This window comes from Saccharopolyspora sp. NPDC045839, assembly GCF_056431645.1.
In genome coordinates this window covers 78,766-98,326 of record NZ_JBWKKH010000033.1, presented here as the reverse complement: position 1 = coordinate 98,326, position 19,561 = coordinate 78,766, and the positions used below count along the sequence as shown (strand labels likewise).

Annotated in this window: 13 protein-coding genes and 3 pseudogenes; 8 read left to right on the top strand and 8 right to left on the bottom strand. The window is 63.7% G+C overall.

What is annotated here, in order from left to right:
* Positions 1–23: 23 nt before the first annotated feature.
* Complete coding sequence (locus tag AC07EQ_RS34080; protein WP_478391937.1) at positions 24–2,978, top strand: AfsR/SARP family transcriptional regulator; 2,955 nt, start codon at positions 24–26, stop codon at positions 2,976–2,978.
* 459 nt (positions 2,979–3,437) lie between these two features.
* Here AC07EQ_RS34080 and AC07EQ_RS34075 read toward each other — a convergent pair.
* A pseudogene (locus tag AC07EQ_RS34075) lies at positions 3,438–4,569 on the bottom strand (IS30 family transposase).
* 1,122 nt (positions 4,570–5,691) lie between these two features.
* On the opposite strand from AC07EQ_RS34075, the gene AC07EQ_RS34070 reads away from it, so the two are divergent.
* On the top strand, positions 5,692–6,495 hold the full coding sequence (locus AC07EQ_RS34070; protein WP_478391952.1) for a transposase: 804 nt from the start codon (positions 5,692–5,694) through the stop codon (positions 6,493–6,495).
* A gap of 135 nt (positions 6,496–6,630) precedes the next feature.
* Here AC07EQ_RS34070 and ltrA read toward each other — a convergent pair whose 3' ends face one another.
* Complete coding sequence (ltrA, locus tag AC07EQ_RS34065; protein ID WP_478391936.1) at positions 6,631–8,106, bottom strand: group II intron reverse transcriptase/maturase; 1,476 nt, start codon at positions 8,104–8,106, stop codon at positions 6,631–6,633.
* 741 nt (positions 8,107–8,847) lie between these two features.
* Here ltrA and AC07EQ_RS34060 point away from each other — a divergent pair.
* Positions 8,848–9,075 (top strand): hypothetical protein, encoded by a 228-nt coding sequence (locus AC07EQ_RS34060; RefSeq protein ID WP_478391935.1) that lies wholly within the window; start codon positions 8,848–8,850, stop codon positions 9,073–9,075.
* Between the two features lie 324 nt (positions 9,076–9,399).
* Here the strand turns inward: AC07EQ_RS34060 and AC07EQ_RS34055 are convergent, their stop codons facing one another.
* The 3 genes and pseudogenes from AC07EQ_RS34055 to cas3 form a co-directional block, all read right to left on the bottom strand.
* Positions 9,400–9,756 (bottom strand): hypothetical protein, encoded by a 357-nt coding sequence (locus AC07EQ_RS34055; RefSeq protein ID WP_478391934.1) that lies wholly within the window; start codon positions 9,754–9,756, stop codon positions 9,400–9,402.
* Positions 9,757–9,987: 231 nt separating this feature from the next.
* Positions 9,988–10,095: pseudogene (locus AC07EQ_RS34050) on the bottom strand (hypothetical protein); the annotation flags it as partial.
* An 89-nt stretch (positions 10,096–10,184) separates the two neighbouring features.
* Positions 10,185–11,066: pseudogene (gene cas3, locus AC07EQ_RS34045) on the bottom strand (CRISPR-associated helicase Cas3'); the annotation flags it as partial.
* 311 nt (positions 11,067–11,377) lie between these two features.
* On the opposite strand from cas3, the gene AC07EQ_RS34040 reads away from it, so the two are divergent.
* Positions 11,378–11,803: a hypothetical protein gene (locus tag AC07EQ_RS34040; RefSeq protein ID WP_478391933.1), complete on the top strand. Its 426-nt coding sequence runs from the start codon at positions 11,378–11,380 to the stop codon at positions 11,801–11,803.
* 549 nt (positions 11,804–12,352) lie between these two features.
* On the opposite strand, the gene AC07EQ_RS34035 is transcribed toward AC07EQ_RS34040, so the two are convergent.
* Positions 12,353–13,492 carry a pentapeptide repeat-containing protein gene (locus tag AC07EQ_RS34035; protein WP_478391932.1) on the bottom strand — a complete coding sequence of 380 codons (1,140 nt, stop codon included), beginning with the start codon at positions 13,490–13,492 and terminating at the stop codon, positions 12,353–12,355.
* 404 nt (positions 13,493–13,896) lie between these two features.
* Between AC07EQ_RS34035 and AC07EQ_RS34030 the strand changes: the two genes are divergently transcribed.
* Both AC07EQ_RS34030 and AC07EQ_RS34025 read left to right on the top strand, forming a co-directional pair.
* Positions 13,897–14,160, top strand: coding sequence for a hypothetical protein (locus tag AC07EQ_RS34030; RefSeq protein WP_478391931.1), 264 nt, complete (start codon positions 13,897–13,899; stop codon positions 14,158–14,160).
* A gap of 4 nt (positions 14,161–14,164) precedes the next feature.
* Positions 14,165–14,515, top strand: coding sequence for a GNAT family N-acetyltransferase (locus tag AC07EQ_RS34025; RefSeq protein WP_478391930.1), 351 nt, complete (start codon positions 14,165–14,167; stop codon positions 14,513–14,515).
* Between the two features lie 858 nt (positions 14,516–15,373).
* Here the strand turns inward: AC07EQ_RS34025 and AC07EQ_RS34020 are convergent.
* Positions 15,374–16,117 (bottom strand): integrase core domain-containing protein, encoded by a 744-nt coding sequence (locus AC07EQ_RS34020; RefSeq protein ID WP_478391929.1) that lies wholly within the window; start codon positions 16,115–16,117, stop codon positions 15,374–15,376.
* Between the two features lie 10 nt (positions 16,118–16,127).
* Entirely contained in the window at positions 16,128–16,439 is a 312-nt protein-coding gene (locus tag AC07EQ_RS34015; RefSeq protein WP_478391928.1) for an integrase, read from the bottom strand.
* Between the two features lie 418 nt (positions 16,440–16,857).
* Here AC07EQ_RS34015 and AC07EQ_RS34010 point away from each other — a divergent pair, with 418 nt between their 5' ends.
* Both AC07EQ_RS34010 and AC07EQ_RS34005 read left to right on the top strand, forming a co-directional pair.
* Positions 16,858–18,372, top strand: a complete 1,515-nt coding sequence (locus AC07EQ_RS34010; protein WP_478391927.1) for a type I restriction-modification system subunit M — start codon at positions 16,858–16,860, stop codon at positions 18,370–18,372.
* A 28-nt stretch (positions 18,373–18,400) separates the two neighbouring features.
* A complete protein-coding gene (locus tag AC07EQ_RS34005; RefSeq protein ID WP_478391926.1) occupies positions 18,401–19,561 on the top strand; it encodes a restriction endonuclease subunit S domain-containing protein in 1,161 nt (386 codons plus the stop codon).

The window sequence follows — 19,561 nt, the reverse complement described above, 5'->3', positions numbered from 1 at the left end:
ACTCGATAGTCCGGGGAAAAACGGTGACCAGCGAGGGGGCTACGCTGGTGGACTTCAAAATGTGCGGACGCGTCCACATCCAGGTCGATGGCGCGTGGACGGCGGACTGGCAGGGGAGCCGGAAGACACCGGGGATGCTGGGCGTCCTCCTGACGCGGCCACGCCAGACGATCCCGGACAGCGTGTTGCTCGAATGGCTGTGGGGCAGCGACGCTACAGAGCAGGACCCGCGGAAACTCCAGGACTACGTCAGCAAACTCCGCAAGACCCTGAAGAACATGGACGCGCCGCCGCTCGTTCCCCCAGCGTCCGGCGGATACCGCATCGAGGTCGACCCGGGCCGCATCGATCTGCACCGGGCCAAGACACTGCACGATGAAGGGCACCGAGCCGCCAAAGCCGGCGAACACGAGCGAGTCTGGACCCTGCTGGCCGAAGCACTCGACCTCGTCAACGAACCGCCATTGCTCGACCTGCAGACCCCGCTGGCCGAGGAATACCGGCGCCGTGTCGTCCGCCGGCTGGTCCTTCCCTGTCACTACACGCTGATGGCCAGCTGGCTCCGGCTCGACTACCCGGAACGTGTCCTGGATGCGCTGGAGGAGATCCAGCCCGAGCACGAGCTCAACATCATCCTGGCCAAACGCCGGCTGGCGGCCCTGCGCGCCACCAGCCGTCACGACGAGGCCGACGACTACCTGATCGAAATGCGCCGCACCCTCCGCACCCATGACCGGTTCGACGAAGCCGACGAACTGCTCGCCTACGCCGACACCCTCCGGCCCACCGCCATCCCAGCCCCACGTAAACCTGCCGAGGCCAAACCCGACTATCGCGTCCCGCTCAGCCTGCTCCCATCCGGTCACAGCGAGCTCAGCGGCCGGGATCACCTGATCGCCGAGCTCGATGCCCGGACCGACCAGGCACGCGCGGCGAAAGTCGTCGTCCTGACCGGCACCGCAGGCGTCGGCAAGACAGCACTGGCACTGCATTGGGCGCGCCGCGTCCGCGCCCGCTTCCCCGGTGGCTGCATCTATCTCGATCTCAAAGGCTTCTCAACCTCGCCCAGCATGACCTCCACTGAACTCGTTCGACGGCTGCTGCAACTGTTCGACACCTCCGCAGACCTTCTCGGCGGCGAACAAGCACAACTCGACCGACTCGCCGCTGTCCTAGGCCACCGACGGATCCTGATCGTCCTTGACAACGTCGCCGACCACCGCCAGGTCCGCCCCGTCCTGGACTCGGCCTCCGAGGCGCTCATCCTGATCGTCAGCCGACACCATCTCGGGCCTCTGACCCTTCAGTACGGCGCCGTCGAGCTCCTTGTCCCTGTACTTTCCCCGGACGCGGCCCGGCGGTGGATGCACGACACGATCGGCACCCGATGTGACTGCGAACCGGAGGCATTCCGCGAACTGATCAGGCTCTCCGCCGGTATCCCGCTCGCGATCAACATCATCAGTCACTACGCCACAGACCGGCCCTCCGACACCCTGCGCGACATCGCTGCCCTGCTCCGTGACGAGTACCGGGTCCTCGACGTCGGCGGCACCGAACCCGCCGCGGTCAGCATCCGCGCGAGCTTTGCGCTCTCCTATCGAGAACTTGATCCCGCTCCTCAGCGTTTGTTCCGGATGCTGGGCCTGCACCCGACCTCGACCGTGTCTCTCGGTGCCGCAACTGCCCTGGCCGGCACTAGGCGACTGGAGGCCTTAGCCAGCATCGACGCTCTTGTGGAAGCGAGCCTGCTTGATCAGGCCGCCGGTGAGGTCCGCTTACATGACCTGCTCCACGAGTTCGCCGCGCAATGCGCCACCACCGACGAGATACCCCATGAACGGAATACGGCTACCGAGCGCGTGCTCGACTGGTACGTCGTCAGCGCTCATAACGCTGAACGCGCCTTGTTCCCGCAACGCCCCGCCGTCCCGGCAGGGAAAGTGAGCTCGCAGGTCCATCCCGCCGAGTTCGACACCGAACATGAGGCATTCCAGTGGCATACGAATCAGCGCGCCGCACTCATCGCAGCGGTACGACTCGCCCATGTGGGCGGCTACGGTGAGCACGTCTGGCGCTTGGCCAACGCCATCAACGAACCTCTGAAACGCCAGGGCTACTACCGTGACGCACTGGCCTGCCTGCAGCTCGCACGCCAGTCCATCCACTCCGCCCCCGCGGCAGCCAACGAATCCGATGAGGAACGCGCCCGCGAACCGGGAACACTGAACAACATCGGCTACATCTACATGGCACTGCGGGAGTATCATGCCGCGCAGCAATTCTTTGCCGAGGCATACAATCTCTTCCAAGACGCAGAACACCCGCACCCACGCGGCATCGCGATCTCACTCCACAACCTCGCGTATCAGCGGTTCCGCGTCGGCGATCTCGACGCAGCAGAGCAGCTCTTCCAGCGCGCTATGGACATCGAGCAGGAGCACAACCTCGATCACGCCAGGGCAGGAACCCTTCGAAGGCTCGCTTCAGTCCGCCAGCGCCGCGGCGACCACCGCGGCGCGAAGATCCTCTGGGACCGTTCCCTGACTCTCTACGATGCCGTCGGAGACGGCCAAGGCGTTGGCCTGGTGCTGCACGACTGCGCACAGGCGCACCTGGACGCCGGTGAGGTCGACCGCGCCATCGATTACGGAGAACACGCCCTCACACGTCACGTGGATAGCCACGACCTCCCCAGTCTCGCTGATACCTGCTGCCTCCTCGCCGAGGCGTACCTACGCAACCAGCGCCACCGCCGCGCGGTGGAATATTCCCGCGAAAGCATCCGGGCCAGTTGGCAGCTCGGCGAACAACACACGCAAGCACGCGCCCTCGAGATCCTGGCCACCGCGCTTCTTCAACTTGGCCACCTTGACGCCGCTCGCGAGGGCTGGGAGCACTCGAGCCTGCTGTACCGAGACATCGGCGATCCGAAGTGGATCGCCATCAACGACCACCTGAAGAGTATGCGAGGATAATTCACAAACGGCCATTTGCTGAGGTCCACGCAAGATCGGGGTCCAAAGAGGACCCCATTGCAGGCATTCAAGATCAACATGGCATGCTGTGATGCAGGGAACACGTCCGAGTCGCACCTCGGTCGCCCTGTAGGTATGTCAACCTCAACCTCCCGTGCAGGGAGTAAGCAAAGTCGTGAGGATATAACTCATATGGAGTTGCACCACCTCCGTCGTGGCCTCAAGCGCTGGGCCGCGGCTGTTGTGGCAGCGGGTGCCCTGATGCTCGGCACGGCTGTCATCGGGTCGCCGGCAGCGACCGCGGCGCCCATCAGCCACCAATGGTTCGGCCAATGCAGCATCGCTGAGTCGTAGACGCCCAACGGAAGAGGCATCTAATGCCCAGCCGGAGTGCTCTACTGCCATGACGAAAGGCCCCGTGCTCCAAGGTGGATTCAAGGGGTTGTCGCAACATGGCGGCTAGTTGCTGCTGGCGGCTAGGAGCCTAGCGAAGCGCTCGGCTGGGGTTTCCCAGCCGAGCGTTTTTCGTGGTCGGGTGTTGAGTTCGGTGGTGACCTGGTCCAGGTGCTCGCGGCCGTAGCGGGCGAGGTCGGTGCCCTTGGGAAAGTACTGGCGCAGCAGGCCGTTGGTGTTCTCGTTCGAGCCGCGCTGCCAGGGGCTGCCCGGGTTGCAGAAGTAGACCGGGATGCCGGTGCTGGTGCTGAAGGCGTGGTGAGCTGCCATTTCAGCGCCCTGGTCCCAGGTCAGCGACCGCCGCAGCTCGGCAGGCAGGGGCGTGATGGTCTCGGCCAGGGCGTCGTTGAACCGCGCTGAGGTGCGGCCTTCGGGCAGGTGGACCAGCTTCACGAACCGGGTGGAGCGCTCGACCAGGGTGCCGATGGCCGACTTGTGGTCCTTGCCGATGATCAGGTCACCCTCCCAGTGACCAGGGACGGCGCGTTCGGCGGCCTCGGCTGGCCGTTCGGTGATCACGACTATCGGGTGTATGTAGCGAGAGATGCGCTGGTTGGCGTGGCGGCGTCGCTTGCGTATGACCCGCCCGGTCCGCAGCACCTTGGCCAGCTCGCGCCAAAGTCCACCGCGGGCCTGCTGGTAAAGCGCTTGATAGATCGTCTCGTGGGTCACACGCATGTCCGGCCGGCCAGGGAAGTCCCGGCGCAGTGTCCAGACGATCTGTTCCGGGCTCAACTTCTTGTCGAGCAGTGCCTGGACCGCCTGGTGCAGGTCTGGGTTGCCCGCGATCTTGCCAGTCTTCGGGCGGGGTCGGCGGGCGTGGGCGCGGGCCTGCGCGGCATGCAGCCGGTAGGCACCACCGGGATGCCGGTTGCGGCGGATCTCACGGCTGATCGTCGACGGGCGCACGCCCCAGCTCGGCCGCGATGGTACGAATCCCTGCTTCTTCCCGCAGCCGGTCAGCGATGTGGACCCGATCCTCTTTCCGCAGGTAGCGAGAAGGGCCTGAAGCCGGAACCTCCTGGTCAGCGGGAGGTCTCGGCTTCAGGCCCTTGCTCGGCGAGTGGTGGCCGTTGCGCCACTTCTTGCCTGTCCGCCGGTTAACCCCGACGATCCGGCACGCTTCCGCGTTGCTCATACCCTGGCGCACAAGATCAAAGTAAGCCTCGCGTTCACGGCCGAGCTTCCTCGGCCCCTGCGGCTTTCGATCCATCCGGATCTCGAACCCCGCACCCCTTTGAGCTGGGGTGTTGCGACAACCCCTAGAACCCAAGCAAGAAGCGGGGCCTTTCGCGCGGAGTTGTCGGGAATTAGCGACGCGATCGTGGCCAGGGTCGATACTGCGGCGCTCGGCATTTAGAGTAGAACCGCGCCGTACACGTCGGTCGAGACCGACCGTCCCGGTCGACCAGGACGCGGCTGTCGACGTAGCGAACGATCGGCGGGCGCGGGCTCATTCCCTTTGGCTCCATTGCGGATCAGCGGCGCGGCGACTGGAAGCGTCGGTCAACGGGTCGGTGTGCTTTGCGCCGCCTTGGATCTCGGAGAACACGACTCGGATACATTGCTACGCAAGGTGCTCTGGGATGTCGAGCTCGGTCATGCATTCCCAGAACCGGGCCTCGCGGACTTTCGCTGCGTCCATGCTCGCGTGGAGGTGGTCGAGGTCAGGTCTGATCACACCGAGCATCCTCGATCAGCTTCGTGCAGAGTTCCAACCTGACACGGAGCACGTCAGAGGGCGGTTCACTTCGTCCTGCCGCGCACGAATTCGTCGAGTAGTTGGGCGAATTCGCCCGCGGAAGCGGGGATGGTTCGTCGGTGATGTTCCAGGCGTCGCCTACCGTGCGGTCGGCCCAGCGCATTCGGGGACGGTCGCGGGGCGGACTATTCTTACTAGGTCCCGTTCCTCGGCCCATACAGGGGAGATGATCATCCCATCTGGCCGGATCCGCTCGCCCAAGAAGTCGGCATCCGGAACAAGACCAGCACAGGATCTTGACACGGGTCCAATCTGAAAACCCGCGCACGGGGATGAACACCCTGCACGATGCATCGGGACTCCCAGCTTCGCGTAGGCCCGTGCGTACGGGGATGTCGCTCGGGTAGCGCTACTCCGGCTCCACTTGTCGCAACCCTGCATACCTTGCCGGCGTGGTGGAGCGCACGGTCGGCCGAAACCAGGAGTGCCTGAGTGCAGCGGTGGACACTTACGCCGGCCCTGGCCCTCCTGCCGATATCGATCAGCAGCACGACCAAGATGATCACGCCACGGTGCCCGGTAGCGCCTGTCCAGCCCGAGGACAGAACGGATCGGATCGCGTCTCGGACGCGGGAGCGCTACGCCGCAATCCATGCCTTGCTCGCCGAAGGCGTGGGCATCAGGGCAATCTCTGCCCGGCTCGGGCTTGCACGAGGGGCCGTGCGCCGCTTCGCCCGCGCCGATGCGGTTGAGGAGTTGTTAACCCGCAACGGCACCGGGCGACGACCGAGCCTGTTGGAGCGGTTCAAGCCCTACCTGCAGCAGCGTTTCAACGACGGGTGCACCAATGTCGCTGTCCTGTTCACCGAGATCAAGGAACGCGGCTACCGTGGTGGCCAAAAGATCGTGCGCGAGTACCTGCGTCCGTTCCGCGAGGCCGGCCGCGTTCCCGAACCGCTTCGCAAGCCGCCCTCGGTTCGGCGGGTCGTGTGCTGGATCATGAGCGATCCGGACAACGTGGAAACGAAGGACCAACGCAGGCTCGACGCCATACTCGCTGCCAATCCACAACTTTCTGCGCTGGCTGGTCACGTCCGTGCCTTCGCCACCATGATGTGCGGCCTCCGCGGCCACGAGCTGGAAGGGTGGATGGCCGCCGTCGACGCCGACGATCAACCGGCCTTGCACTCCTTCGTTGTCGGCCTGCGACGCGACCAGGACGCCGTCAACGCCGGGCTGACCCTGCCCTACAACAGCGGCCCGGTGGAAGGGCACGTCAACCGCATCAAAGTGAGCAAAAGACAGATGTTCGGCAGAGCCAAGCCCGACCTGCTCCGCAAACGCATCCTCCTCAGCGACTGAAGCCCGGGCCAGATTCAGTTGGGTCGGACCGGGGCGCGGTGCCGGGATTGCTCCCGGTCCGTTTCCCCGGTCCGCCCGCCGCACCCGGCGTGCCTGTTTCCAGGCACCGGGCGCTCCACGTGCCTTGGCCGCTGGTCAACCACTGCTGGTTGCCGGGTTAGGGGCCCATGGGGTCAGGATGGTGCTGCGTCGATAGCGGTAGCGGGTCACTGCGACGCTGGATGCGCCGGTGAATACGACCCCGTTGTGGTCGATCTTCCAACCGCCCGGGACGCAGAATCTGTGTCGTAGCTGTTTCCAGCTCAGGCGGGAGTGCTTGCGATAGATCCAGCCGGTCAGCCGACGCCACGCGTGGCTGTCGACATGGCTGAACGCCTGCTTGGACACTCCATATCGGAAGTAGTTCGCCCAGCCCCGCAGCATCCGGTTCAGCGTTGTGATCACCTCAGCCGGTTCCTTGTGCAGGGTTGACCTGTAGGTGTGCGCCGACACCTTCCGCTTGATCGCCTTGACGGCTTTCTTCGACGGGGTGGTATAGACGTAGTGCTTGTCCGTTCCACGTTTCCGCATCCGGCGGATGTGAAAGCCGAGGAAGTCCAAGCCCTCATCGATGTGGACCACGCGGGTCTTCTCCGCGGCCAGACGCAGCCCCAGCGGTGCGAGCACGTCGGCCACTTGCTCCCGCAGCATTTCGGCATGTCGGCGTTGTCCGGAGACCATGACGACAAAGTCATCGCAGTACCGGACCAGCCGCCAGTTACCTTCGCCGTTGCGCTTGCGTTTGCTCCGCTGGTACTCGGTTCTCATCCCCTGCTCCCACTGACGAGCGAAGTGTTCGTCCAGTGTGGATAGTGCGATGTTGGCCAACAGCGGGGAAAGAACGCCGCCTTGCGGGGTCCCGGTCCATGCCTGTTCCCGAACACTGGGCGTCGTCATGACACCGGATTTCAGGAACGCCTTCACCAGCGCCAGCAGCCGCTTATCCCTGATCCTGCGCCGAATCCGGTCCATCAGGGCGACGTGATCGATCTCGTCGAAACACGCCTGGATATCGGCCTCCAGCACCCACCGGTAGTTCCGGGTTTCGGATGCCAGATAATGGATCTCGGCGATCGCGTCCTGCGCACGCCGATTCGGGCGGAACCCATACGAGCACGGCAGAAAGTCCGCCTCGAAAATCGGTTCCAGCACTGCCTTCACAGCAGCCTGCACCACTCGATCAGTCACGGTCGGGATGCCCAGCTTGCGGAGCTTGCCGCTCGCCTTCGGGATCATCACCTGCCTGACCTCGACCGGCCGGAATTCGCCTGACTTCAGCGAATCCCGTACATGGTTCAGGAACTCTGCGACCCCGATGTGGGTCTCGATCCAAGCCACGGTGGCCCGGTCGATTCCCGCGGTCCTCGCCCCGGTGTTGGAGGCCACGCGTTCCCACGCGTGTACCAGAAACGCCGGGTCGTAGACGAGGTTGAACAGGTCTCCAAACCGGCGGGAATCATCATCTCCCGCCCAGCGGTGCAACTTGATCTGCATCCTCCGTACCGCGAAGTGCGCCGAATCAGCATCCGGCCAATTCACGGCGCCGATATTCACCAGCGCGTCTTCGGACATTGCATCCTCTCCTTGACGGACACGCTGCCGCCCTTCCCCATGCGCTCGGGCTTTCCCCGGCTCGGAGTACTACGGCGGCGCCGCCCCACCCTCATCCTTCGGCTGGCATCGCACCTATCCCGGCTCTTTCCTTGTGGCTCAAGGACAATCGAGGAACAAACAAGGGTGGTTCCCACGTTCACTAATGTTCGGTCGACGGGTTAGGCATCCGGCTTTACCCCTGCGGCATCGTCACGGCTACGCCGTAGTCCTTCACCGTGACCTCCCAGCCCAGGCTTTCGATACCCGACCAGGAGTTCCCACCCGAGATGAGAGGTGGGTGCGCACCGCGAACCAGCCCAGATCTACCGGGTTCGAGCTGGCGGCACGTCAAGAGGCGTAACAACACCGGTTCCTCACGTATACCTTCCCGTCTCGCTCACCGCGCCCAGCCCATCCGGCAGTGCTAGACCGACGCGACTTCGTCGAGGCTGCTCCCACCCTCCCCGGCGACCCCCGGCTCAGGCTGCCTCCCGCTTCACCAGGCCGCTACGACGGCCCAGCGATGAAGGTCTTCCACCTCCATCCGATACATCAGCGCCTCGTGGCGCACCGGAAACCGTGCCAGAGCCAGGATTCACCCGACCGCGACAGAAGTCTTTCTACAGTCGGTCGTCAGCATCAAATGCGCGCACGACCGGTCATTGCTGTGGGCAGAGAAGAAGGAATGCGTGTGACTGTGCGGAAGCCGAGGGGGTGGCGTTGAGCGAGCCGGCGGAGCTGACGCTGGATGATGTTTCTGGTGAGGCCGCGGTGCTGCGGGTGTATCGGCAGGTATTCGCGGTACTCGCGCGGGAGGCCAGCGCGATGATCGTGGACCCGTCGACCCTCGACGTCGACGAAGCGATCTTGGACGCTTTCGCCGACGCCGGGGGTGACGGGCTGACCGTGGAACACGCGGTCGCCGCGTGCCGGAGGTGGGAGGCATAGACGGTGACGCGCCGGTTCGAGGTGCCGCGTATCTACGGCGCGATCAGCCGTGTGAACGACCGGCCGAATGAACGTGCACGCCGTCGTCTTGCGCCGGTGGCCCGACGCCACCGCCATCCACGACTGCCTCCCACCAGACACACACCGCGTCATCGTCGACATCGGCAGCAGCGATCGACGGTTCCGTCGGACCTGTGGGAGTTGCGACACCTTGTAGGTGGGATGAGTACCCGAGGGTAAAACCCCTGGCGGTTGACGGTGTTCAGATGTCAACGTGCGGCAGTGGTGCGGTGAGCTGCTGGTTGTGCAGGTTAGCGTGCTGGTTCACTGCAGGGTGAGGCCGCGTTCGGTGGTGTAGGCGCCGTTGATGACGTGGACTTTGAGGTCGGGTTTCCAGCGTGCGACGTGTCGTTGGTGGGAGCCGAGGGGAATGAGCAGGTCGGCGGCCCTGAGGCGTCCGGCGGGCCCGGGAGTGGTCCGAAGTGCGGCGGTGTAGGCGGGGACGTCTTGGCTCCAGATTGCTTCGAGGCCGTCGAAGGCGGCTTGGAAGGCCTCTTCGAGGCCTGAGTGGTTGGCGAAGGGTTGTGTGAAGTCGAGGAATGTGGTGGTGAATTCATCGCGGGCCTGGCGTACCTGTTTGTCCCACGTATCGGCGTAGTCGCTGTCGTAGATGGTGTTCACCCATGTTTGGGTCGCTGCTTCGTCGATGGCGTGGTGGTCGTGGCGGGTGATGATGTTCCACGCTGCTTCCACCAGCGGGGCCGCGTATACGCCGTCGGCGAGGCGTTGGTTGCCGCGGTGGGCCCAGTAGTGTCGGTGTACGACGACGGGTGCGGGGTCGCGGGCGGCGAGGCGGTTGATGCGGCCGAAGCGTTGCAGGAGTGCTTCCAGGGGGGCGCAGGAGGTGTGCAGGAGATCGAAGTCCACGTTGAGTGAGACTTCGACGGTTTGGGTGGCCACGACCAGCCCCGGAGTGTGGGGGCGTCGTGTGCCGTAGCGATGGAGGATCTTGCGTTCGATGGCGGCGCGGTCGCCGGCGCGGAACCGGGAGTGCAGCAGAATCGCAGCGTCGTCACCGAAGAGAGCCCGTGCGATGGGGATAGCTGGTCGAAAAGGGTGATGGCGTGGTCGACGGTGTTGGCGACGACGAGCACGCTGTTCTGGTCAAGCAAGGCTGATTTGATCTCGCGGAGGCAGGCTTCGTCCGTGAGGTGCGTGTCGCGTCGTTGGATGCGGTGTCGTGGGCGCCATTGCCCGGTCTGGTGCGCATCGATTCCCGTCACCGGCCGGTTCAGGGTTTCCCGCAGCAAGGTCACCAGGCGGTCGGGGAGTGTTGCGGAGACGATCCCGATCCTCGCGCCGAGGCGTTCCCACAGCGCCATGCATGCCAGGATCTGGCCGAGCCGGTCGGGTTCGTAGGCGTGGAGTTCGTCGAACACGAACACGCTGTTGGTGCACTCGAGCAGGGTCGCTGATTCCCGGACGCCGCCGAGGACGCCTTTCATCAACTGCCACGGGGTGGCGACACGTGCGGTCTCGCGCCACAGTCGGCTGGCTTCCGCAGCGGCGACTGCGCATTTCGCAGCAGGCACGCTGTCGCGGTCATCCTGCCGTTCCAGGTGGTAGATAGCGGCTTTGGAGTGCAGGACCCCGACCGGCGAGTTGAGGTCGTCGCGGAGCCGGTCGGCCATCGCATTCGATGCGGCGAGAAACGGGGGCGTCCACATCAGACGCCCCACACCCCCGCGCTGCCGGGTGATGGCGTCGGCGGCTGATTGCCCCCACAGCAGGGCCGCTTCGGTTTTCCCGCTGCCGGTGGGGGCGCGCAGCACGAGATGCCCGTCGACGTCTGCGGCGCGTTTCTGGTGCTCTCGCAGACTGATCCGTTGTTCGAGGCGTTCGCGGAAGCCCTCGAGTGGGGCGTGGGTGTCGAGGTGCCCGTGGGCGGAGGCGACGTGGTCTGCCAGCGTGACCGCACCTTGCAGCAGCATCGCGTGCAGCCCGGTGTCGGGGTCCTGGTCGTCGTCCCAGTCGGTGAGCCTTTCGAGTCGCGCCGACTTCCACGTCGGCCTGTTGTGGAATCCCAGCACGATCACGCCCTACACGGACACATTCCGCGCGTACAACGGGGAGTTCTGGCATAACCTAGCATCACTGGCCTTCGACGTCGACGGCGTGCTGCTGCGGACGGCGTCAATATCACGGCAACCCGTTCGGCCGCGAGAAGCGCATCGACGAGGCCGAACGAGTGGTGTCCGCACTGACTAGGCCCTACGGACAGTTCCCGCTCGGGATCGTCGGAGTGGACTGGAACAGCGTGTCCGATGACCGAGTCCCAGGTGCCGACGGATCATGGCAGCACTACCACCCCGACCCTTACGCCGATCACCCCTGGGTAGAACCCTTCATCTACCAGTGCCTCTGGGACATCGACGACGCCACCGACCTGCCGACGAAGTGGCGGGCCGACCGCCGCCCCGGAACCACACTGTGGAGCGCAGGACTCCGTGACACCGCCGCCCTGGTCAACAAACCCTGGCACCGCACCGTCGGACACTTCGGCCATGCGGACATGGGCGATCGGGCCATCGACGGCCACCGCGTCACCCCAGCGCTGGTACCGGCCGTGGTCGATCACGAGGTCATTGAGAACGATCAGACCCGCGCCGCCAGTGACCATCTGCCAGTCGTGACGGCGTTGGATCTCGACCGACTCCGCCAGGAATGAGAACAGAGGTGGGGCCTGGTTCGCGCGCCGGAGCCCACCCTGTTCACATCTGGTGGGCGGACCAGAAGTCTTCATCGAGCGCGATCACCGGAGCATTCAGCTTTCCTCTGGTAGCGCGTCGGATCGCGGCGCTCCAGCAGGGCCTGCTCGGCGTCATCACTCCATTCCCGCAGCGCCGAGTCCTCGCCGGAGACCTGCCGAACATGATCAAAACGCCACGCGCAGGACCGTCACAGAGGATTCCGCGCTGCACCCCAGACCAAAAGAAATACCGCAGGTCCGGCGTGTGATCCTGCGGTCTTGGAGGCAAGCCGCCTAAGGGAATCGGCCCCTTGACCTACGCATTACGAGTGTCTTTCCGGCCTCATAGCCTCTTGACACGCCGTGTAGCGTGGTGGCTCCGCCGCAGGTCAAAAGCTGTCTAGCCCGATTGGCAGATAGCGTCGTATAGCGCGGCGTGGGGCAGGCTGCTCCATATCTTCCCCACGCCGCAGGCCACTGTGGACGATCAGCTCCGGCTATCCTTCGCCGGAGCAGTACCCTGCGGTGTTATGACACTCCGTGATCATCGGCTGTGGCCTCCTCACTGCTCCCGCCGTCGGTGTCATCCGCCGTGTTCTGCGCGTCGTCGACCGGGACGACGTAACCCCAGGCGCCTTCCTTGCCTTCGATGCGCCCGTCTTCGTCGGATTCGGGAGCTTTTGCGGACCATCCCTCTGGCCACGCGGTCATAAACCCTGCAGGCCACCGAACTCTCACATTTTCGAAATCTAAGCCTGCCGCAAACGAAACACCAGAAAAGCGTGCACTTCGTCCGAAATTCATGTCTTCCCACAATGCCAGATTGCCAAAACGAGCCCTCTCGAAGGAGACGTCTTTTTCAAAATGAGTCTCAATAAAGAATACTGCATCTTCAAAGTGTGCACCCCTAAACGAGGCTGATTCTTTAAAGTGTGCACCCCAGAAGCTGACATGTCCCACAAATCGGGTATTCTGAAATTGGGCAGCCTGAACATGGCAACCAAAAAGGCTCAAGCTATCAAGCACTGCGCCGGATAGATCGATTCCGATGTCATCCCAGAAGTCTTTACTTGGCTCGCCGGTGGAGCCGTCAGAAAATGGACGTAAATGCCTCACGAGGATGTTCTGCGCTGAATTGCGAACCTCAATCTCTTCGCTTGCCTCTTTCGTGTCGGCCTTAGCTGACTCGTCAATATCGCCGGGATGCGCGAAGGGCATTCGCAGATAGGAGCAGATCACGTTAACAATGGCCTGCCGATGTTGTTTATGATTCTGCGCGAGTCGTTCCAGCTGATACAGCGCGTTGAGTCGCACCGCCGCCTTGTCGCTGCCCAGCTGTTCACCAGCTTTGGCTTGCAGTTCGCTGATCCTCTTTTCCTCTGCATCGTACCGGGTGTCCTCGTTCGCTTTCCGCGCAATCTCGTTGGCTTCCTCGGTAGACCTCTGCCTCCGCGCATGCAACAACAACGCGGCAGCCCCACCGGTTCCCACGCCCAACGTTCCCGCGGTACGGATGATGTCGAGGGCTTCCTTGGATCCGGGTGGCGGGTAGATCGCGAACAGCAAGACACCCGAACCGATGGTGACGAGCAGGATGATTGCGGCAGCGATCCAGATGGTGGGCCAGCCCAGGACTTTTCGGGCGCCGTCAGGTGCATCGTGCGACATGTCGGCAGATGATGGCAGCCGGCGCCCGCTGGCATGAGGACTTCAGTGCAGTTCGCCACGAAAAGAGGAGTCCCACGCGCTAGACGTGAGACTCCTCGTGGGCTCCCGATGAACGGATAGAATGTCCCGGAGGTTGCCGCCTTTGGGCGGAGAGCTCGGTTGCAGTCTAGCTCTGCCGAGAATGGTTCTAGTTTCGGGCTATTTTTCTTGGAATTGCACGAAGAATAGTTGCGCGCGTGCCCATCACCCGAGCGCTCCACCCGTCGGGCGGCGCGTCGACGCTGCGTTGCTGGTGATCATGGCCGGGCAGAGCACATACTGAATGTGTGTTCGAAGGCGTTCATCGGATGTTGGCTCGCCGCATCAGCCCACCGCGGCCGGTCTGGATCAATGTGGATGCCTTGGTGTCGCACAACCGGGGCCGGGGGCCGGGTGCCGACAAGGTGCCGATGGTCGTCCATGCCCGGGGGGTGGAGCTCGACCGCTTGGTGGCGGGCATGCAGCTCGCGTGGCTGCGCTCCGATCGCGGGCAGTGGCTGGGCGTGGTCACCTTCTCCGTTCCGACCGCTGTCGGCAACCTGCCGGTTCAGCAGCTCGTTCCGTCGACGGCGTTCCGTCCACGAAGACCGGAGACGAAGCGCGGTGCGGCTGGTTCGGGATCATCCTGAGCCCGTGGTCGAGCTGGTCACCTTCCCGGCGGAGCAGCCTGCGGGCCTGGCCGTGGTCGAGATCCGCGAGCACGGCGTGATCGTGGGCGACGCCGACTACCGCGTCTGCCGCATCTGCCGCTTGGGCGTCGTTGAGCACGTTCGCGTCGATCCGCCGTTTCGCCGGCTCGGGCTGGCGACGCAGGCGATCACCAAGGTACTGGCCGACTGGTCCGGCTACCGCTGGAGCACGTCACCGATCAACGGGCACGGAGCGCTCTGCTTCTGGAAGTCGTTGGACTGGCCCGAGCCCGAGACGCTCGGTTCGCCCGTCGAGTGCGCCCACATGCGACATGCCGACGAATGGACGCCATAAGCCTTCACTGACCAGGCCTTTCGTCGCCAGGTCGCCCTACTGATCGAACCCGCTGGCGAGTCTCGCTACACTCGGCACCGGGCAAACGCTGTCCTTTTCCGAGTCACCTAGCTTCCACGCGGCTGGTGGCGACGAGGAAAGAAGATGTCGCAGATGTCGGCGCCAGGTACCCGACCTCATGCGGGGTGGCGTGGGCTCTGCGGAGGCGATCATGGGTGACCCAGATCCCAAACGTCGTGTGAACAAGGCACGGAAGCGCGCCGCGAAGAAGTACATGGCCGAGCACGGCTGCTCTTACCAGCACGCGGTCCAGGCCGTGGACGCCCTCAGGAACACAAAACCCGTTTCAAGTCATCTTATAGGACTCAGAAGAAACGGAAAGTCTCAATTTTTCGTGAATGTTTTCACGAAAGCGGTGCAATCTAATCAGCGCCCCCTTTTCCTGGTTTCAGAATGCGGTTCAGCAAAATCCGCGTCGGACTTCCTGAAAGACTGCAGTGTTGCATTTCTTGATCCAGCGGATTCTCGCGAAATCTCATACCCCATGCTGCACTTAACGCAAAGCATGGGTCGACTAAACCGACATCGACATGCCTCTACCGTGCGGCAGCACACAGGCGGGACCTCATCGTGATCCCGGGCTCAGTATCTGCGATCTCAGGTGCGGCCGGCATCACGGTATCTATCTATGTTGCACTGATCGCTCTAGCTTCAACAGTCGCAATCTTCACCAAGCAACCCGCACGCCGTAAGGCAGCTTTGGATGTTCTCTTCGTCCTGATGTGGCGTCGACACCCGAAATGACATCGCGAACCTGTGGGGTTCCAGAAATCGGCTCCCCATGCCTGAGCTGCGACGTTAAGCTATGCGCTCGTACTCGTTGATCAAGCCGCCAAGCACCGGTCGACGTTTGATTCGCGCACTGCTGAAGTCTGCGACGGGGTAACTCGGCCGTGGTGGCCGAAGTTCGCGTGCACGGTGCGGCCGGCGCCCGTTGTAGTGCCGGACGTAGTCTGCGAGCGTCGCACGCAGGTGGCGTTCACCAAAGATCAACAGGCGGTCGGTGAGTTCGGCTCGGACAGTGTGCACGAACCGGTCAGCAAAACAGTTCGCCCGCGGGCAGCGCGGGGGAGTCTTGACTACGCGGATGCCTACATCGGCAAGGACCGCATCGAACGACGTGGTGAACTGACCGGCCCGATCCCGGACGACGAACCGGAATTCGGTGACGCCATCGCCGAGGTCCATCTGCAGGTTGCGGACCTGCTGAGCGGTCCACGCCCCGTCCGGGTTCGTGGTCGTGCCCAGCAGGTGTGCGTACCGGCTGCCGACCTCCGGCACGAAGAACACGTAGACCCGTTTGAGGGTGGCCGCGCAGTCCACGTGAAAGAAGTCGCACGCCAGCATGGTCGAGGCCTGCATGCGCAGGAACTGCCGCCAGGTCGTATCAGTGTGTCGGAGTGGCGCTGGAGGGATGCGCAATCGCTTGAGAACGCGGCGGATCGTCGAGGCGCCCACTTGATAGCCGAGCTTGAGTAGCTCACCCTGGATCCTCTGGTATCCCCAGGTGTGATTCTCCTTGGCCATGCGCTCGATCAACACGGCGACATCGTCATCGACGGGCGGACGGCCGATGCGGTGTGTGTGTCCACTTCCTGGCAAGCAGGCGACGATGCCAGCGCAGGACCGTGCCTGGCGTGACCAGCGGGTTCGCCCGCAGCGCCTTCGGCAACAGCCGTATTGGCGCGGCGAAGACCGCCCGGTCGGCCCAGTCCATCCGGGGTTTCGGGTTGGTTCTGCGCAGCACGGCCACCTGGTGACGCAGCACCAGCAGTTCGACGTCCTTCGACGCCGACGAGCGGCCTAGCAACGCCAGCCAGCCCGCAAGCCGTATGAAGATCAGATAGACCAGACGCAGGGACACGGTTCGCGATCATGCCCTGCCCGGCGAGCGCAGCGATAGTCGTAGGTCGGACACGCGGGCCAACTTCTGGAACCCCACAGGCGTGTCGCCTAGCGGCTGCGACTTCGTTGTGGTCCATTACACAGTTTGTGCTTATGTCGGAGTACGGTTGGGCGCTCGACGGTTCGGTGGCTTGCCGGTCCGACCACCTACCTCGACGCGGCAAGTGTCCGATCGACTTGGTGATCTTGGGTTCGGGGCGAGTCTGGGAGCTGGGGAAACGGTCCTGGGGAGTCGAGTCGTGACGGCCGAATCAAGCTCCGTAGGTTGTGCTGCGTCGTTAGGCCGAAAGGTCACGGTATAGGAAGAACGTGTCGACTACTGTCGGTCCTCTCCGACAGGATGGGATCACACCACCGAGCAGAAGGATCTACCTCTCGTGACCATCACGCAGCAGGGCCTGGAGGCACGCCTCTGGCAGGCCGCTAACGCACTTCGCGGACCGGTCGATCCTGCCGACTTCAAGACTTACGTCTTCCCCATGCTGTTCTGGAAGTGGATCAGCGACACCTGGGTCTACGAGCACGACGAGGCGCTCAATGAATACGGCGACGAGCTCAACGACGAGATCGAGGCCGACTACCACCGCTTCGAGATGCCTGAAGGCACGCTCTGGAGCGAGGTGACCACGAATGTCACCAAGCTGGGCGCCGAGATCGCGACAGCCTTCCAGCGCATCGAGAAGGCCAACTTCCGCTCGCTTGCAGGAGTCTTCGGTGACGCGGCTTGGGGCAACGAGGAACGCATTCCGGAGTCGGCTCTCCTCGGCCTCATCGACGCGTTCAACGAGATTCGTCTCGACCCCTCAACCGTCTCCCACGACCTGCTCGGTGCGGGCTACGAGTACCTGCTGAAGAATTTCGCGGATGAGTCCGGCAAGAAGGCTGGCGAGTTCTTCACGCCGCGCGAGGTAGTCAACCTGATCGTTGGCGTCCTCCGGCCGGAGCCAGGCGAGTCGGTCCATGACCCGACTTGCGGATCGGGCGGCATGCTCGTGGCGACCATCAATCAGGTTCGAGAGCAGGGCAAGGATCATCGGACGCTCCGGGTTTATGGTCAGGAGGTCAATCTGACGACCGCCTCGATCGCTCGCATGAATCTTTTCCTGCACGAGATCGAGGACTTCGACATCAAGCGCGGCGACACGCTGCGCGCTCCAGCGTTCAAGGACGCGAATGGCACGATGCGTCAGTTCGACACTGTCATCGCCAATCCGCCGTTCTCGCTGACCGACTGGGGTGCCGACCGCTGGGCCAAGGACCCACGTGCCGTCGGCGGCGTCCCGCCCGCCAAGAACGGCGACTACGCCTTCATCCAGCACATGATCTCATCGATGAAGCCCGGCTCCGGTCGCGTCGGCGTCGTCATGCCCCACGGCGTCCTGTTCCGAGGCAAAGCCGAGGCAGAGATCCGGCAGCACCTCCTTGAGAAGGACCTGCTCGATGCGGTCATCGGCCTGCCGCCCAAACTCTTCTACTCGACGGACATCCCCGCCTGCATCCTTGTCTTCCGTAACCAGAAGGCCGAAGACCGGAAGGACCATGTCCTCTTCGTGGACGGCTCGGCACGGTTTGTGAAGGGCAAGAACCAGAACCGGATGACCGATGAGGACATCAAAGTCCTCATCAATGCCTACGAGACCGGCGAGGACCAGGACGGCGAAGGCGGAGCGAACGTCCGGCTTGTGCCGATCGGAGAGATCGAGGACAACGGCTTCGACCTCAACATCGGTAAGTACATCAGGGTCGCAGCCGAAGAAACCGCGGACCTCGGCACGGCTCTTGTGGCGTACGCCGACGCTCGGCAGAAGCGACTAGAGGCCGAGGCGGCGATGTTCGAGCGGCTCACTGCGGCTGGGATCGACCTGAGCATGTTCGAGGTGCCCGGTGAGTGAGTGGGGCGAGGTGACTCTCGGAGATCTCATGGCGCTCGACGTCAACGCAGTGGAGGTTGATCCCGCACAGTCCTATGACATCGTTGGGGTGCTGAATCGTGGCCGTGGTCTGCTCTACCGCGAGCGTATGGCGGGCTCCGAGACCGCATACAAGAAGCTGAATCGAGTCGGCCCGGACCAAGTCGTCTACAGTCGCCTGAAGGCTTTCGAGGGCGCGATCACCGTCGCACCCGGCGGACTCCACAAGGTCTACGCGTCGCATGAATTCCCGACGTTCACCTGCGGGCCATCGCTGCTGCCGGGCTACTTCCGTCTTCTGACGACGACGAAGCGTCTCTGGGACACGTTGCAGAACCTGTCGACGGGGATGGGCGGACGGCGTGAGCGCGTGAAGCCAAACGACTTCCTGACAATCAACATCGCCCTACCGTCCCTTCCTGAGCAGCGCCGCATCATCGACGTCATGGTGGCCGTGGACGCGCAGATCGAGGCCAAGAGTGAGGAAGCGGGTCGGCTGGCAGCGTCTGGTGTTGCGCTCCGTTCCACGGCCTTCGGCGCGTTGGAGGCTCGAACTGTTCCGGCGGGCGAGAAGTTCAACATGCTTCTGGGACGCCAAAAGTCTGCTCGGCAGTCCACGGGCGAGCAAGTCAGGCCGTACATCCGCGCCGCGAATATCGGTGTCGGTGTGCTTGCGCTCGGGGATGTGCAGGAGATGAATTTCGAGCCACGCGAGCAGGCGAAGTACGCGCTACGACCTGACGACATCGTCCTTGTGGAGGGCGGATCGCTCGGTCAGGCGGCGCGCTGGAACGGAGAGATCGACGGCTTCGTTGGCTTCGACAAGCACGTGATCCGGCTGCGAGCACGTGACGGTGTCTCAACCTCCGAGTTCGCGTTGCAATGGTGTCACTGGGCTCGCGAAGTGGGCGCCTTTGAAGCGCAGGCAACCGGCATCACAATCAAGGCACTTGGCTTCGGCCGGGCAAGCGCCATGCCAGTGCCCGACCTTTCAGTCGAAGAGCAGGAACGCCTCACCGCCCCGTTAGCGGCAGTGGAGGCCGCGCGAACGCAGTTGGGTGACGAACTCGCCCATCTTCGCTCGTTCCGCTCCGCCCTCCTGACCGCCCTCCTGAGCCAGGAGATCGAGATTCCCGAGTCCTACGACGCGCTTCTGGAGGCGGTGTCCTGA